11 protein-coding genes are annotated in these 15,892 nt (G+C 75.7%); 3 read left to right on the top strand and 8 right to left on the bottom strand.

Translation table 11 applies throughout. The features are described 5' to 3' along the window. Positions 1 to 5 precede the first annotated feature (5 nt). Complete coding sequence (locus IR158_RS16360; RefSeq protein ID WP_291814698.1) at positions 6 to 200, bottom strand: ubiquitin-like protein Pup; 195 nt, start codon at positions 198 to 200, stop codon at positions 6 to 8. A 191-nt stretch (positions 201 to 391) separates the two neighbouring features. Here IR158_RS16360 and IR158_RS16355 point away from each other — a divergent pair, with 191 nt between their 5' ends. Next, positions 392 to 4,915, top strand: a complete 4,524-nt coding sequence (locus IR158_RS16355; RefSeq protein ID WP_291814696.1) for a hypothetical protein — start codon at positions 392 to 394, stop codon at positions 4,913 to 4,915. Between the two features lie 18 nt (positions 4,916 to 4,933). Here IR158_RS16355 and dop read toward each other — a convergent pair whose 3' ends face one another. The 4 genes from dop to IR158_RS16335 form a co-directional block, all read right to left on the bottom strand. Continuing rightward, positions 4,934 to 6,541: a depupylase/deamidase Dop gene (dop, locus tag IR158_RS16350; RefSeq protein WP_291814694.1), complete on the bottom strand. Its 1,608-nt coding sequence runs from the start codon at positions 6,539 to 6,541 to the stop codon at positions 4,934 to 4,936. 92 nt (positions 6,542 to 6,633) lie between these two features. Continuing rightward, on the bottom strand, positions 6,634 to 8,268 hold the full coding sequence (arc, locus tag IR158_RS16345) for a proteasome ATPase (RefSeq protein WP_291814692.1): 1,635 nt from the start codon (positions 8,266 to 8,268) through the stop codon (positions 6,634 to 6,636). Between the two features lie 188 nt (positions 8,269 to 8,456). After that, positions 8,457 to 9,506, bottom strand: coding sequence for a tRNA (adenine-N1)-methyltransferase (locus tag IR158_RS16340; RefSeq protein WP_291814690.1), 1,050 nt, complete (start codon positions 9,504 to 9,506; stop codon positions 8,457 to 8,459). Positions 9,507 to 9,535: 29 nt separating this feature from the next. Beyond that, positions 9,536 to 10,666, bottom strand: a complete 1,131-nt coding sequence (locus IR158_RS16335) for a site-2 protease family protein (RefSeq protein WP_291814688.1) — start codon at positions 10,664 to 10,666, stop codon at positions 9,536 to 9,538. A 162-nt stretch (positions 10,667 to 10,828) separates the two neighbouring features. Here IR158_RS16335 and IR158_RS16330 point away from each other — a divergent pair, with 162 nt between their 5' ends. Next, positions 10,829 to 11,701 carry a PD-(D/E)XK nuclease family protein gene (locus IR158_RS16330; protein ID WP_291814756.1) on the top strand — a complete coding sequence of 291 codons (873 nt, stop codon included), beginning with the start codon at positions 10,829 to 10,831 and terminating at the stop codon, positions 11,699 to 11,701. Between the two features lie 15 nt (positions 11,702 to 11,716). Here the strand turns inward: IR158_RS16330 and IR158_RS16325 are convergent, their stop codons facing one another. Continuing rightward, positions 11,717 to 12,370, bottom strand: a complete 654-nt coding sequence (locus IR158_RS16325; protein WP_366928458.1) for an HAD family phosphatase — start codon at positions 12,368 to 12,370, stop codon at positions 11,717 to 11,719. A 192-nt stretch (positions 12,371 to 12,562) separates the two neighbouring features. On the opposite strand from IR158_RS16325, the gene IR158_RS16320 reads away from it, so the two are divergent. Beyond that, the gene (locus tag IR158_RS16320) at positions 12,563 to 13,420 is read left to right on the top strand and encodes a PAC2 family protein (protein WP_291814685.1); all 858 of its coding nucleotides are present in this window, start codon (positions 12,563 to 12,565) and stop codon (positions 13,418 to 13,420) included. A 32-nt stretch (positions 13,421 to 13,452) separates the two neighbouring features. Here the strand turns inward: IR158_RS16320 and mshC are convergent, their stop codons facing one another. Together mshC and IR158_RS16310 are read right to left on the bottom strand one after the other, a co-directional pair. Continuing rightward, on the bottom strand, positions 13,453 to 14,697 hold the full coding sequence (mshC, locus tag IR158_RS16315) for a cysteine--1-D-myo-inosityl 2-amino-2-deoxy-alpha-D-glucopyranoside ligase (RefSeq protein ID WP_291814683.1): 1,245 nt from the start codon (positions 14,695 to 14,697) through the stop codon (positions 13,453 to 13,455). Positions 14,698 to 14,936: 239 nt separating this feature from the next. Beyond that, positions 14,937 to 15,827 carry an undecaprenyl-diphosphate phosphatase gene (locus tag IR158_RS16310; protein ID WP_291814754.1) on the bottom strand — a complete coding sequence of 297 codons (891 nt, stop codon included), beginning with the start codon at positions 15,825 to 15,827 and terminating at the stop codon, positions 14,937 to 14,939. Positions 15,828 to 15,892 lie beyond the last annotated feature (65 nt).

Here is a 15,892-nt window from a genome sequence, read left to right as displayed (position 1 = left end):
GGCGCTCACTGACCACCCTTCTGGACGAACCCGCGCACGAACTGCTCGGCGTTCTGCTCGAGGACGTCGTCGATCTCCTCGAGCAGCGCGTCGACCTCCGCGTCCCTGGCCTGCGCGCTCGGCGCCGCCGGGGTCGGCGTCCCGGGCTCCTCCGAGGGCTCGTCGTCCTGACGGTGCCTGACGTGCTCCTGCCCAGCCATGGTGACCTCCGTCCTGCGGCCACGTCCCGCGTGCCCGCGTGCCCACCCTAGGCCCAACGCCGCCCGCACGTACCGGCGGTACGCCACGGCGGGTCCGCGCCGGAGTCCGGACGGCGCCGGCTCATGGGCCGCTCGGGGGACGACCTGTGCAGACAGCCCGCGGCGGGGCGGGCGCCTGGCACGATGCGCCCATGCCCGACCACCCGGACAGCCTCTACACCCGCACCCTGCGCGCGCTGCAGGACACCAGCGTGTGCCCCGCCTGCACCGCGGCCCTGCGGGGCGGACGCTGCGCCGCGTGCGGCCTGGACGTGTCCGGGCCCGACGGGGTGCTCGTCTGGCAGGACAGCCAGGTGGTCGTGCGCGCCCTGTCGGCCCGTCAGGACCGGGTCGCCGCGATGCGCGCGGCGCAGACGGCGGGCGGCGGCCGACGCACGGCGACGCACCCCGTGCAGCCGACGAGAACGTCTGCGCCCGCAGCCGTTGCGGCACCCCCGGCAGCGGCACCGCGGGGGCACGTCACGGCGGCCGCCACCCCGACGGTCGCGGCCCGTCCGGCTGCCGGCGCACGGCCGGCCCGACCGGCGGCTGTCCCCCGGGCCAGGCCTGCCGCAGCCGCGCCCGCGGCCCCGGCCCCGGCCGAGCGTCGCCCGTGGCGGGTGCAGACCGTCCTGCAGGTCGTCGGTGCGGCGCTGCTGGTCGCGGCCAGCGTCACGTTCCTCGTCTTCGCGTGGGACGTCATGGGCCTGCGGGGCCGTGCGGCCGTCATCGGCGTGGGCACGCTCGTGGTGTTCGCCCTCGCGTCGTGGTTGCGCGCCCGCCGGCTGCCCCAGGGGGCCGAGGCCGTCGGCGCGCTGGCGGTCGTCCTGCTGCTCCTCGACGCGTGGGCGGTGCGCGCGACCGGCGTCGTCTCCCTCGGGGACGGCACCGGCCAGGCCGGTGTCTCCGCGCTGGCCTGCGGCGCGCTGCTGACCGCATGGGGCGTGCGCTCGCGGCTGCGGGCGGGCGCCGTCGCGGGCGCCGCACTGGTGCCGCTCGCACCGCTCGCGTGGCTGCCCGCGTCGCCGGACGCGGCTGCGGCGTGCGCGCTGCTCCTCGCCGGCGGCGTCCTGACCGCGGCCCGCGCGATGCCGCCGTGGTGCCGCTGGCGCGCCGAACGCACCGTGATGCGCGTCGCCGCAGCGCTGCTGCTGCCTGCCGCCGTCGTGACCGCCGCCGTCGGCGGCGTCCTCCACCTCACGAGCGGGCCGTGGGCGTACCTCGCGCTCCTCACCGCCGCGGCCGGCGTGCTGGCCGGGCAGGTCGCGGTCGAGGCGCGCACCGTGGACCTGGGCCGGCGCGCGCAGCCGCCCTGGTCGACGCGCGGCGCCCGGGTGATGCGCGGCGTGTGGGCCGCGGCCGGTGGCATCACGGCGACGGCGGCGGTCGCGACCGCGCTCGCGGCCGTCGTGGCGCCGCGGACCGATGCCGTGACGGCTTCGCAGGCCGCCGGCGTCGGGGCGTGCCTCGCCGCCGCCGCTCTCCTGCTGCTGCCCCGCGGCCGGGCGTGGGACGCCGACGTCCTCGCCGCCACCCGCGCGGCGCTCCTGGGGGCTGCCGGCGGGGCCGGCTGGTCGGTGCTCGTCCTCGTGGCCGGGACCGGGTCGCGCCTCGCGGTCGACCCTCCGCGCATGCTCGTCGCCGACGCCGGGACGGCCGCCGTGGGGGCCCTCGTGGCTGCCGGTGCGCTGGGACTCCTGGCCGCGCGCCGCGCCGAGGGGCGCACGGCACGGGCGGCGTCCGCCGCGTGGCGGATCGTCGTGGTGCTCGTCGCCGTGGCCCTCCCCGTGCTCGCCGCCACGGCGGACGTCGCCCTCGTCGCCGGCCAGGCCGTCGTCGTCGCCGGGTTCCTCGTCGCGGAGCGACGCACCGGGCTCGGTCCCGTCGCCGCGCGCACCGGTGCGGTCGCGGCTGCGGTCCTCGCGGTGCTGGGCGCCGCACCGCACGCCGGGTGGACGGCGGCCGCGCTGGTCCTCGGGGCCGTGCTGGCCGTGCTGGCCCGCTCGTGGTCGTCCTCCCCCGCGTCGGGGCCCGCCTCGACGGTCGTCGCCGCGGGCCTGCTGCTGGCGGCGGGCGCCGTCGGTGGCACGGCGACGGGGCTGCCGCCGACGACCGGCCTCGCGCTGGCGGTCGCACCCGTCGCCGCGGCGCTCCTCGCCCGAGCTCGGGTCGTCGGCGCAGCTGCCCGCGGTGGCGCGGAGCGGGACGCCGCCCTGACCGCCGTGGTGCTCGCCCTCGCTGTCGCCTGGCCGGCGTCGGCCGTGGTCGTCGGGGCGCCGTCGCGTGCCACCGGCGCCGACCTCTCCGTGCTCGTGACCGCGGCGCCGCTCGTCACCGCCGCGGTCGCCCTCACGCTCGTGGTCGTGCTGCTGCGGTGGGGACGCGCGTGGGGCGCGGGGCCCGAAGCGCGCACGGGTGGGTACGTGGCGCTCGGTGCCGCGTCCGCCGCACCCGTCGCCGCGTTGACGGTCGCGACCGCGCACCTGACCCTCGGGCTCCCGGGCCAGGCGAGCTCGCTGCTGGTGACGATGAGCGGTGTCGTGGCGGCGGTGTGCGCACCGCTGCTGCGCGCCTCCGGCGGCGACGTCGCCCGACGTGGCGCGGAGGTGTCGGGCACGGTCGTCGTCGCGGTGGGCGTGACCGTCGCGTCCGCGTCGGGTGCCGGCATCACCGCCGTGGCCCTCCTGCTCGCCGCCGTCGGGGCGGCGGCGTGCGGGGCCGCCCGGGACCGCAGGTGGGCCTGGTGGGTGGCCCTGGGACTCGCCACGTCCGCGTGGTGGGTGCTCCTGGCTGCGCGTGACGCCGGCGTCGTCGAGCCGTACACGCTGCCGCCCGCGTTGGCCGTCGCAGCGGTCGGGGCCTGGCGGGTCACGCGACGACGCGACGCAGGCGCGCGCCTGCTCGCCGCAGGGCTGGCCCTGGCCACCCTGCCGACCGCGATGCTGCCTCCCGTCCTCGAGGTGGGCTCGCGGTGGGTCGACCGCGGTCTGCTCACGGCGGGCGCAGCGGTCGCGGTGGTCGCTGCCGCGCTGCTCCTCGCCCGCCGTCGGCGCGGAGCGGCCGAGACCGTCGCGGGTCTCGGCGCCGTGCTGCTCGTCGTCGGGCCCCTCGCACGTGCCGCGGCGTCAGCGTGGCTCCCGGCGGCCGCGCCCACCGGACCTGCCCTCCCCGACGGCACCGTGCTCGTCGAGGCCTGGTCGTGGCCCGCCGTGCTGGGGCTCGCCGCCTGCGCGGCCCTGGTCCGAGCGCCGCGGCCCCGCGCCGTGCTCGACCCGGCCGCGCCGTGGGCCCTGCTCGCCGCGACCGCCGCGCCGACGCTCCTCGCCGTCCTGGCGGCCCCGTCGACGCCGTCCGGCGCGGTGCGGACCACGGTGCTCGCCGCGGCCGCCGCGACGCTCGCGCTGGTCGGTGGAGCCACCGGCCGTCGCGTGTCCGCACCTGGGGCAACCCTTGTTGGACGTACGGACGGCACACCGGCGCGCGCGGGCCTCACCGGGCTCGGGCTCCTGCTCACGGCTGCTGCGGTGGCCGCGGCGACGGCCGTCCTGGCGTCGCACGCGCGGGTGGTCGCGCTCGGCACCGCCGAGGACCTGCCGCTGCTCGTCGGCGGGCTCGTGACGCTCACCGCGGTGGCACTGACGGCACGGCGCGGCCAGGTGCCCCTGGCGTGGGCCGCGGTCGGCGCGCTCGCGCTGCTCCCGTCGGCGCTCGTGCGCGGGGCGGACCTGCGTCTCCTGCTGTGGGGCGCCACGGCGGCTGTGCTCCTGACGCTTGCCCGCATCGGGCGCCCTCAGGTATCGACGGTGGACCCGCCGCCGGCGCACCGCTCCGGACGGCTGCATGCCGCGGACGTCCCGTGGGTGCTGACGGGGACCGCACTGCTCGTCGTGGTGGCCGGCCCGTGGGCTGCCGCGCTGCGTCCCGGGGACACCTCCCCCGCCGCGTCCCTCCTGCGGGTCGAGCTCGTGGCCGCCCTGACGTGGCTCGTCGCGCTGCACCACGCGCGGACGTGGCGTGCCGGACCCGTCGGTCCGGCGCTGCGCACGACCCTGGTCGCGCTCCTCGCGCTCCCCTCCGTGCTCGCCGTCGACGTCTCCGTGCTCGGCACCCTGCGGGGCGTGCTCGTGCTCGCGGGTGGTGGCGCGCTCGCGTGGTGGGCTCGCGACCGGGTCGGCACGTGGCTGGGGCTCGGGGTCGCCTTCCTCGCGACGACCGCGCTCGCCCTGCGCGGCGGGCCGGAGCCGGCGGACGTGCCGTGGACGGTGCTCGGTCTGCTCGCGCTCGCGCTGGGCGTGCGGCGCCTGCACCGGGAGCCCCCGTCCGCGTCGTGGCCGACGCTGGGACCACCGCTGGGCCTGGCCCTCGGGGCACCGCTCACGGGCCTCGTGGTGGCTCCCACCGGGTGGCGTGTCACCACGCTGCTGGTTCTCGGTGTCGTCGTGGTGGTCGCCGGTGCGGTCCGCCGCTGGCAGGCCCCGCTCCTGCTCGGCGCCGCGGCCGTGCTGACCACGCTCGTCGTCGTCCTGAGCCCGCTCGCCGCCGGTGCGCTGGCGGCCGTCGACGGCTGGGTCCTGCTCGCGGTGGGCGGGGCCCTGGTGCTGGGGCTGGGCGTGACGTACGAGCGCCGCGCGCAGCAGGCCCGTGAGGCGGTGCGGTTCGTCCGTGAGATGCGCTGACGTCCGTAGGCGCGCGCCTCAGCCGCCGAGTGCCGCCAGCAGGGACCGCGCGTCCGGGCTGCGGTCGAGCAGCTCGCCGACGTGCGCGCGTGTGCCCCGCAGCGGGTCCCTCATGGGCACGCGCTGCAACGTCTGGGTGCCGGGCACGTCGAAGACCACGGAGTCCCAGCTCGCCGCCGAGATCTGCGCGCCGTAGCGCGCGACGGCCTCACCGCGGAAGTACGCCCGCGTGTCCTGCGGGGGGTGCCGGACCGCGTCCTCGACCTGCTCCGGCGTGACCAGGAGCTCGACGGCACCGGCCGCGGCGAGCCGGTGGTACAGGCCACGTTCGGGCCGCACGTCGGACCACTGCAGGTCGACCGCGGCCAGGCGCGGGTGGTCCCACGCCAGGTGGTCCCGCCGCCGCATGCCGTCCAGCAGGCGCAGCTTCGCGAGCCACTCCACCTCCCGGGCGCACGACGCCGGCTCGTCACCGAGGCGGCGCAGCAGCGACTCCCACCGGTCGAGGACGTCCGACGTCTGCTCGTCCGGGCCGTCGCCGACGGCGTCGAGCGCGTCCCGCACGGCGCCCAGGTACTCGGCCTGGACCTCCAACGCCGTGAGCCGCCTCCCGTCGACCAGCTCGAGGCGTTCCGTGAGCGACAGGTCGTGGCTGACCCGGTGGACGGCCGCGACGGGGTCGCGCAGCGCGAGCCGGTCGACCGCCGAGGCGATCCTGCGGGCCGCTCCGCCCGCCTCCGCCTGCTCGACGAGCCACAGGACGAGCGACGTCGTGCCGAGCCTCAGGTACGTCGCGACCTCGAGCATCGTCGCGTCGCCGATGATGACGTGCAGGCGGCGCCAGCGCGCCGGGTCCGCGTGCGGCTCGTCGCGCGTGTTGACGATGGGACGGCGCAACGTCGTCTCCAGGCCGACCTCGGCCTCGATGTAGTCGGCGCGCTGCGACAGCTGGAACCCGGGGTGCTCACCGCGCTGCCCCAGCCCTACACGGCCGGCCCCCGTGAACACCTGGCGCGTCACGAGGAACGGCGTGAGCCTGGCGACCAGGTCGGTGAACGGCACGGCACGGTCGACGAGGTAGTTCTCGTGGGTGCCGTACGTCGCCCCCTTGCCGTCGACGTTGTTCTTGTACAGGGTCACGTCCGGCAGGGCAGGGCTGGCGGCAAGCCGGCGCACCGAGTCGAGCATGACCAGCTCGCCGGCCCGGTCCCAGCGCACCGCGTCGAGCGGCGTCGTCACCTCGGGCGAGGAGTACTCGGGGTGCGCGTGGTCCACGTACAGCCGCGCGCCGTTCGTGAGGATGACGTTGGCCGCGCCCGGGTCCTCGTACTCCTCGACGTCGGAGCGCGGCATGTCCTGGGGTCCGTCGCCGGAGGGCGCCGGGACGGTCGGCGAGTCGGTGAGCATCGAGGGGTGCGCGGACGCGCGCTGCAGGTGGAACCCGCGCGCGTCGTGCAGCGGGTCCTCGTCGTCGTAGTCCCAGCGCGCGCGTGAACGACCGGCCTCCCGCGTCGTGGCGTGCACGGCCACGACGTGGCTGGACAGGAGCATCGGGTTGGCGAGAGGACGTCCCGGCTGCAGGACGCCGTACTCCGTCTCGATCCCCATCACGCGCCGCACGGTCACGGCGCCCACCCTAGGCGCCGCGCAGCCGACCGGCGTCACGTGCCCGAGTGCCAGGACACCGGACCTCGCCGCGCGCCGTCACGCGCGGCAGGTCACAGGTACTGACCGGTGCTCGTCACGTTCTCGATGGTCCGCGAGGCGTCGACGCCCTTCTTGCCCTGGACGATCGTGCGGATGAAGACGATCCGCTCGCCCTTCTTGCCGGAGATCCGCGCCCAGTCGTCGGGGTTGGTCGTGTTCGGCAGGTCCTCGTTCTCCTTGAACTCGTCGACGCAGGCCGACAGCAGGTGGTCGACCCGGATGCCGCGCTGCCCCGTGGAGAGCAGGTCCTTGATCGCCGACTTCTTCGCGCGGTCGACGACGTTCTGGATCATCGCCCCGGAGTTGAAGTCCTTGAAGAACAGGACCTCCTTGTCGCCGCTGGCGTACGTGACCTCGAGGAACCGGTTCTCGTCGGCCTCCGAGTACATGCGCTCGACGACCCGCGAGATCATCGCCTCGACGGCGGCCTGTCCCGACCCGCCGTGCTCGGCGAGGTCGTCACCGTGGATCGGCAGGTCCGGCGTCAGGTACTTCGCGAAGATCTCCCGCGCACCCTCGGCGTCGGGCCGCTCGATCTTGATCTTCACGTCGAGCCGCCCGGGCCGCAGGATCGCGGGGTCGATCATGTCCTCCCGGTTCGACGCCCCGATCACGATGACGTTGTCGAGACGCTCGACGCCGTCGATCTCCGAGAGCAGCTGCGGCACGATCGTCGTCTCGACGTCGCTGGAGACACCCGTGCCGCGCGTCCGGAACAGCGACTCCATCTCGTCGAAGAAGACGACGACGGGGTGGCCCTGCGACGCCTTCTCCCGCGCCCGGGCGAAGATCAGGCGGATGTGCCGCTCGGTCTCACCCACGTACTTGTTGAGCAGCTCCGGTCCCTTGACGTTGAGGAAGAACGAGCGCGCGTCGGCAGCGTCCTCACCACGCGCCGATGCGGCGGTCGCCGCGAGCGAGTGCGCGACGGCCTTCGCGATCAGCGTCTTGCCGCACCCGGGCGGGCCGTACAGCAGCACGCCCTTGGGCGGCTTGAGGCCGTGCTCGCGGAACAGCTCGGGGTGCAGGAAGGGCAGCTCGACGGCGTCGCGGATCGCCTCGATCTGGGGTCCGAGGCCACCGATGTCGGTGTAGTCGATGTCCGGGACCTCCTCGAGGACCAGCTCCTCGACCTCGGCCCGCGGGATGACCTCGAACACGAACCCGCTGCGCGCGTCGATCGTCAGGGCGTCGCCCACGCGCACGCCGCTGTCGGCGACCTGACCGGCGAACCGGACGACCCGCTCCTCGTCACCGCGCCCGACGACCAGGGCACGGCCCTCGCCCAGCATCTCCTTGACGGTGACGATCTCACCGACCTTCTCGTAGCCGCCGGCCTCGACGACCGTGAGCGCCTCGTTGAGCATGACCTCCTGGCCGGGGCGCAGGTGGTGCACGTCGAGGGTCGGGCTCGCGCCGACGTGCATCTTGCGGCCCGCGGAGACGATGTCGACCGAGCCGTCCGCGCGCGCACCGAGGAACGTCGCGTAGGTTCCCGGCGGCTTGGCGAGGTCGTCCACCTGCCGCTTCAGCTCGAGGATCTGCTCACGCGCGGCGACCAGGGCCTCGCTGAGCCGTTCGTTCTTCGCGGCGAGCACCGCCAGCTCGCGTTGCAGGTCACGTCCAGGGGCAACGGGTTCGGTCATGTGATCGGCCTCCGTTCCGCGTCGCGGTGCACCGTCGTGCGGTGCACCGTGCACGTCGCTGTGCCTGCTGGTCAGACGACCCTAACCGCCCGTGTCAACACTCCGCGCGGGCCGCGCCGCGTGCGGCGGCAGCGTCCCGCAGCGTGGACACCCACCCTGCTGCGGCACGGTGAGGGCGCACCTGCTGGTCACTCGGCCGTGGCGGGCCCCTGCGGGCCGAGGTCCTCGGGCGCCACGTGGAGCTCGCGGCGCGCCCGGCGGATCTTCTTGGCCGACGTCTCGCGCTCCCCCATCGCCTCGGGCGACCACAGCTCGGTGTCGGTGGCGGGCGCGCCGTCGTCCGCGACGGGGTACGAGCCCTTGGCGGGGCGCCGCTTGCGGTGCGGCGGCTCGACCCCGTCGGCGAGGCGACGGGTCGTCAGGAGGAAACCGGTGTGCCCGATCATGCGGTGCTGCGGGCGGACCGCGAGCCCTTCCAGGTGCCACCCGCGGACCATGGACTCCCACGCCTCGGGCTCGGTGTAACGCCCGTCGCTGCGCACGTCCTCGGCCAGGCGGGACAGCTGCGTCGTCGTCGCGACGTAGCAGACCAGCACCCCACCCGGCGCGAGGGCGTCGGCCACCACGTCGAGGTTCTCCCAGGGGGCCAGCATGTCGAGCACGACGCGGTCGACCTCGCCGGGGCCGGCAGCCGTCGGCAGGACGTCGGCGAGGTCGCCGAGGCGCAGGTCCCACGCGGGGTGGGGACCGCCGAAGAACGACTCGACGTTGCCCCGGGCGATCGCCGCGAAGTCCTCGCGTCGCTCGATCGACACCAGCCGGCCCGCGTCGCCGACCGCACGCAGCAGCGAGAGCGTCAGACCACCGGAGCCCACGCCCGCCTCCACGACGGTCGCCCCGGGGAAGACGTCGCCCATGGTGACGATCTGCCCGGCGTCCTTGGGGTAGACGACGGCCGCGCCCCGCGGCATCGACAGGACGTGGTCCGCCAGCAGGGGCCGCAGCGCGAGGTACTCGATGCCCGACGTGTTCTGCACGACCACGCCCTCGGACTCCCCGATGAGCTCGCTGTGCCGCAGGTAGCCGCGGTGCGTGTGGAAGCTGCCGTCCGGCTGCAGGGTGATGGTGTGCAGCCGGCCCTTCGGGTCGGTGAGCTGCACGCGCTCCCCGGCGCGGAAGGGTCCGCGCCGCTGGGCGGCCCCGGTCGGTGCGGGTGCGGCGGCGTCGTGGGTGGTCACGGGCGCCGAGTCTAGGTGCCGTGCGCGCGTCACCCTCGCAGCGCCGCGACGACGTCGCGCGTGCGCACGAGCGCCACCACCCGCCCGTCGACGACGGCGGCGACAACGGGGCCGTGCGCCGACGCCGCGGACAGGCCGCGCAGCAGCGCGTCCCCCGTCAGCGACCCGTCGACGACCGCGCCGACGGGCAGGGGGGTCGAGACGGCCAGGACGGTCGTCGTGCCGGCCAGCTCCGCCGGGACGCGCGCAGCGGCCTCGGTGTCGACGTACGCCGCAGGGCGACCGTCGGGTGCGAGCACGACGACGTCCGACGTGTGCGCCGCGGAAGCCGTCTCCCGCGCCTGCGCGAGCGACGCCTGCGCACCGACGACGACGGCCGGCCGGCCGATGGTCTGCAGCGTGAGCGAGTCCACGACGCGGCCCGTCCGCCCGGCCCGCACGGCGGCCGACGCACCGGACCACAGGAACGCGCCGATGAGGGCGGCCCAGGCCACCGAGGCGAGGTCGGGCGTGACGCCGGCGAGCCACGGCCGGACGAGCACGACGAGCACGACGCCGACCGCGACGACGCGCCCGGTCCACCCCGCGACCACGCTGCCGCGGTGGCGGTCCCGCGTCGCCGCCCACACGGCGGCCTCGAGGATGCGGCCGCCGTCGAGCGGGAGCCCCGGCACGAGGTTGAACAGGCCGACGAACCCGTTGGCGACGGCCCCGGCCCACAGCACCGTCTGCAGCAGCGTGCCGTCGGGCACCGCGTGGTCCGCGACCAGCATGAAGCCGCCCGCGAGGACGAGGTTGGCGACGGGTCCGACGACCGCGACGAGCGCGCTCGTCCCCGGGGTGGCCGCCGCACCGCCGAACGTGGTGTGCCCGCCCCACAGCGTGAGCACGAAGGCGTGCGGCTGCTGGCCCCGCGCCTTGGCGACCAGACCGTGCGCGAGCTCGTGGACGAGCACGGACGCGAACAGCAGGACGACGAACACGAGGGCCACGACGTACGGCAGCGCACCCCCGCCCCCCGTCCAGGTCTGCACGCTCGGCGCGAAGACCAGCGTCAGCACGACCGCCGCGAGCAGCCAGCTGGGGGCCAGGACGACGGGTGCGCCGGCGACGTGCCCGAGCACCCAGCCGGAGGGACGCGGGGGTCGCGGTGAGCTCACGTCCGTCAGCCTACGTTCCAGCGCTCCCGCACCCGCCGCCACGGCGGTGGCCGACCGCGACCGGCCAGGGGTGTCGGGGGTGGCGCCTACGCTCGTCGTGTGAGCGTGGACACCCAGCAGGACCGAACGCCCGTGGACCCGCCGACCGACGGGCCGGCGCCGGTGACGGGGGCCTCGGACGCCGTCGGCACCGCGGCCGAGGAGCCGCGGGTCCCGGGGCTCTCGCCGTCGCGCGCCAACGACTACCTGCAGTGCCCCCTGCTGTTCCGCTTCCGCGCCGTCGACCGCCTGCCCGAGCCAGCGTCACCCGCGGCGGCTCGCGGGACGCTCGTGCACGCCGTCCTCGAGAAGCTCTTCGACCTGCCGGCCGCGGAGCGGACGCTCGAGGCGGCGTGCGCCGCGCTGCCCGAGCGCTGGGCGGAGGTGCTGGAGCAGGACCCCCGGTGCGTGGACCTGCACACGACCGACGCCGAGCGCGAGGAGTTCCTCGCGGGCGCCGAGCGGCTGCTGGCCACCTGGTTCACCCTCGAGGACCCGACGCGGCTCGAGCCCCGGGCCCGCGAGCTCCAGGTGCGCCACGACCTCGACGGCGGACCGCGGCTGCGGGGCGTCGTCGACCGCGTGGACGTCGCACCGAACGGCTGGGTGCGTGTCGTGGACTACAAGACGGGCCGCTCCCCCCGCGCCGGGTACGAGAGCTCGGCGCTGTTCCAGATGCGGTTCTACGCGTACGTCGTGTGGCGGACGCGTGGCGTGCTGCCGAAGCGGCTCCAGCTCGCGTACCTCGGCGACGGCGTGGTGGTGAGCCACGAGCCGACCGAGTCCGAGATGCACACGCTCGAGGCACGGGTGCGGTCGATCTGGGCGGGCATCGAGGACACCGCCCGCTCGGGCGACTGGCGCCCGCGCCCCTCGCGGCTGTGCGACTGGTGCTCGTTCCGCGACCGGTGCCCGTCGTTCGGCGGGACGCCTCCACCGGTGCCGGAGGGGGCGGTGGAACGCGCGATCGGGGTGACGCCCTCGCCGGCCGGCTGACGCCACCGGCGCGCGTCAGGCGCGGTCGCGCAGGTCCAGCACCTCACCACGCGCGATGCGCGCGATCGTGTCGAGGCCGATCCTCTCCAGCGACGACGTGCGCGAGACCTCCGCCGGCGGGTCCAGCACGACGTGGGAGTCGACGGCGACGACCCGCGCCCCGCTCGCCGCGGCCGACGCCACACCCGAGCGGGAGTCCTCGAACGCCACGCAGTCCATGATGTCGACGCCCAGGAGCCGGGCCGCGGTCAGGTACGGCTCCGGGTCCGGCTTGGGGCGGGTGACGGTGTCGCCGCTGACCACGACGTCGAACAGCCCCACGGTGCGCGCGAAGGGCACCGCCACGACCTCGAACGACGAGGTCACGAGCGCCTGCGGCACGCCCGCGGCGTGCAGCGCACGCAGGATGTCGTGCGCGCCCGTCTGCCACGGGATCCCGGCGGCGACGGCGGCGCGCACGGAGGAGTTGAGCGCGTGGGCGATCTCGGCGACCGACAGTCCGACGCCCGCGGCCTGCAGCAGCGCGGCGCAGGCGTCCATCGAGCGGCCGATCATCGCGATCGCCTGCTCCCGGGTCCACACCCCGCCGTGCGCCTCGACGAGCTCGATCTCGGCTGCCATCCAGTACGGCTCGGTGTCGATCAGCGTGCCGTCCATGTCCCACAGCACCGCCGCCGGGAGCACCCGCTCGGGCGTGTCGCGAACCTGGGCGCGGGCGGCGGTCGTGCGGTCGGCGAGCGTGCTCAGAGCGGTCTCCTGGTGCGTGCGGTCAGCCGTCGGACGGTCGCTCGAGCGTACCTGCGCGCGCCCGGGCGCTCGCGACGTCCGGCCACGAAGGCGCGCGCGCCCTAGGCTGGGACGGTGAACGAGGACGCAGCCCCCGACCTGCCGGCCCGTGAGACCGTCATGCTCGCGGCCTTCGAAGGGTGGAACGACGCGGGCAGCGCCGCGACGACGGCGCTGGAGCACCTGCACGACGTGTGGGGTGCCGAGCAGGTCGACGAGCTGGATCCCGAGGAGTACCACGACTTCCAGGTGAACCGACCCGTGGTCGGCCTGGGGCCCGACGGGACGCGCGAGATCACGTGGCCGACGACCGCGGTGGCGGTCGCGACGACCCCGCGATCGGGGCGCCAGGTGGTACTGGTCCACGGCATCGAGCCGTCGTTGCGGTGGCGGCGCTACTGCGGGGAGCTGCTCGACATCGCCGCCGGCCTGGGCGTCCGGACCATCGTCACCGTCGGTGCGCTGCTCGCCGACGTGCCGCACACGCGCCCGATCCCGGTCAACGCGACGAGCGAGGACGCGCACGTCCGCGAGCTGATGGGCCTGGAGCCGAACACGTACGAGGGTCCGACGGGCATCGTCGGGGTGCTGCAGCACGAGGCCGCCGCGCGCGGCATGCAGGCGCTGTCGTTGTGGGCCGCGGTGCCGCACTACGTCGCGGCTCCCCCCTCGCCCAAGGCGACGCTCGCGATCCTGCACCGCATCGAGGCGCTCATCGGTGAGCCGGTCCCGCTCGCGGAGCTCCCGGAGGACGCGACGGCGTGGCAGCTGGGGGTCGACGAGCTGGCCGGTGAGGACTCCGAGATCGGTGAGTACGTGCGCCAGCTCGAGGAGGCCAAGGACACCGCCGAGCTCCCGGAGGCGAGCGGTGAGGCCATCGCGCAGGAGTTCGAGCGCTACCTGCGTCGGCGGGACAAGGGCACCGGCGGCTGATCGGCCGCCCCGCGGTCACCCGCAGGGGGTCGTCACATCCGCACGCCCAGCAGCGCGTCGATCGTGCGGGCCACGACACCCGGCGCGCCCTCGTGGAACTCCACCTCACCGGCGATCGCGGTCGCGGCCCAGGCGTCGACGAGCGCGAGCGCGCGCGGCGTGTCGAGGTCGTCCGCGACGGCGGCGCGGACGCCGGCGAGGACCGGGGCCGCGTCGGGTCCACCGTTGCCGGACAGCGCGCGGCGCCAGGTCACGACCCGCTGCTGCGCCGCTGCGAGGCCCTCGTCGGTCCACTCCCAGTCGTCCCGGTAGCGGTGCGCGAGCACGGCGAGGCGGATGGCCATGGGCTCGACCCCGTCCGCGAGCAGCCGGGAGACGAGCACGAGGTTGCCGCGGGACTTGCTCATCTTGTGGCCCTCGTACCCCACCATCCCGGTGTGCACGTGCGTGCGCGCCGACTCCCCGGCGTCCAGCAGGCGCAGGTGCGACGTGCTGCACTCGTGGTGCGGGAACGCCAGGTCGGACCCGCCGCCCTGCACGTCGAACGGCACACCCAGTCCGTCGCGCGCGATCACCGAGCACTCGATGTGCCACCCGGGACGGCCACGCCCCAGCCCGGGGGTGTCCCAGGCCGGCTCGCCAGGGCGCTCGGCGCGCCACAGCAGCGGGTCGAGCGGTGAGCGCTTGCCCGGGCGGTCGGGGTCGCCGCCGCGCTCGGCGCTGAGCGCCAGCATCGCCGCCTCGTCGAGCCGCGCGACGGAACCGAACGCCGGGTCCGCGGACAGGTCGGCGTACACGTCGTCGCCGCCGTCGGGTGACGCGATCCGGTAGGCCGCGCCGCGCGCCAGGAGGAGCTCGACCGCCGCGGCGACCTCCGGGACCGACTCGACGACCCCGCGGTACACGTCGGGCGGCACGACGCCGAGGGCAGCCATGTCCGACGCGAACAGTGCGGTCTGCTCGGCGGCGAGGGTGCGCCAGTCGACGCCGACGGCCGTGGCGCGCTCGAGCAGCGGGTCGTCGACGTCCGTCACGTTCGACGCGTACGTGACCTGCTGCCCCGCGTCGCGCCACGCACGCCCCAGCACGTCGAAGGCGACGTACGTGGCGGCATGGCCGAGGTGCGTCGCGTCGTACGGGGTGATGCCGCACACGTAGAGCCGGGCGTCGCGGCCCGGCGCCGCCACGACGACCTGGCCGGTCGAGGTGTCCAGCACCCGGACCGGCTCACCGGTCCCGGGGAGCCGAGGGATCTGCGGGGCGGGCCAGGTGAGCACGCCGGAAGCCTAACCGCCGGGAGCTGCCCCCTCGGCGCACGACGGGCTGGTGCCAGCCCGGCCGACGGCCGACGAGACGCCCGGGGAGGCCCCCGGGGCGGACCGCTCCCTGCTCGACCGGCACCTCCGGCACGACGACCGCGACCGGCCGCATGCCCGCGTGGACCTGGGGCCCGACGTCCAGCTCGTGCCTGGCCCTGTGGCGGGCCTTCCGGCGCTCGGGGTGGCTGTGAGCCGCGTCAGGCGTTCGCGGGGGCCGTCACCGGCTCGAGCACACCGGTGAGCAGCAGGAGCACGACGAGCAGCGCGAGACCGAGCCGGTAGTACACGAACGGCGCGTAGCTGAAGGTCGAGACGATCTTGAGGAACGCGATGATCACGACGTACCCGACGACGAACGCCACGAGCGTCGCGATGAGCGTCGCCCCGAACCCCGGGGTACCGGCCTGCCCGAAGTCGCCCACGCTCTTGACGAGCTGGAACAGCCCCGATCCGAAGACCGCGGGGATGGCGAGCAGGAACGAGTACCGCGCCGCGGCCTCCCGGGTGTAGCCCATGAGCAGACCACCGGTGATCGTGCCGCCCGAGCGCGACACCCCGGGGACGAGCGCGAGCGCCTGCCAGAACCCGAAGGCCACCGCGTGCTTGGGCGTCAGCTCCTCGAGCCGCCGCGTCTTGGCGCCGCGACGGTCCGCCCAGCCGAGGACGAGGGCGAACCCCGCGAGCGTCAGCGCCACGAGCCACAGGTTGCGGAAGGGGCGCTCGATGGCGTCCTGGAACGCCAGGCCCAGCACGACGATCGGCACCGAGCCGAGCGCGATGAACCACGCCATGAGCGCGTCGCGGTCCGACGGCTGCCCGGCGGGCATGCCCGCACGCGAGCGCCAGTCGGTGCCGTAGGCGCCGCGCACGGCGGCCCACCACGCCAGGGCGATGCGCTTGATGTCGCGGCGGAAGTACAGGAGCACCGCGGTCTCGGTGCCCAGCTGGGTGATCGCCGTGAACGCGGCACCGGGGTCACCGGACCCGACGAGCTCGCCGAAGATGCGCAGGTGGGCGCTGGAGGAGACCGGCAGGAACTCGGTCAGCCCCTGGACCAGCCCCAGGAAGATCGCCTCGCCCGTACCGATGCCCGTTGCCACGAGGGGCAACGATAGCGGTGTCGTCCCGGTCCCGGCGCGCGGCCCGTCGGTCT

Source organism: Cellulomonas sp. (genome assembly GCF_015234515.1).
Classification (GTDB): Bacteria; Actinomycetota; Actinomycetes; order Actinomycetales; family Cellulomonadaceae; genus Cellulomonas.
The sequence above is the reverse complement of the archived record's forward strand: the minus strand, read 5'-3'. Positions and strand labels throughout refer to the sequence as shown.

What these genes read in the sequence shown, in the direction of transcription:
- IR158_RS16360 (WP_291814698.1), bottom strand. Translation starts at nt 200, where the DNA reads ATGGCTGGGCAGGAGCACGTCAGGCACCGTCAGGACGACGAGCCCTCG.
- IR158_RS16355 (WP_291814696.1), top strand. Translation starts at nt 392, where the DNA reads ATGCCCGACCACCCGGACAGCCTCTACACCCGCACCCTGCGCGCGCTG.
- arc (WP_291814692.1), bottom strand. Translation starts at nt 8,268, where the DNA reads ATGACCGAACCCGTTGCCCCTGGACGTGACCTGCAACGCGAGCTGGCG.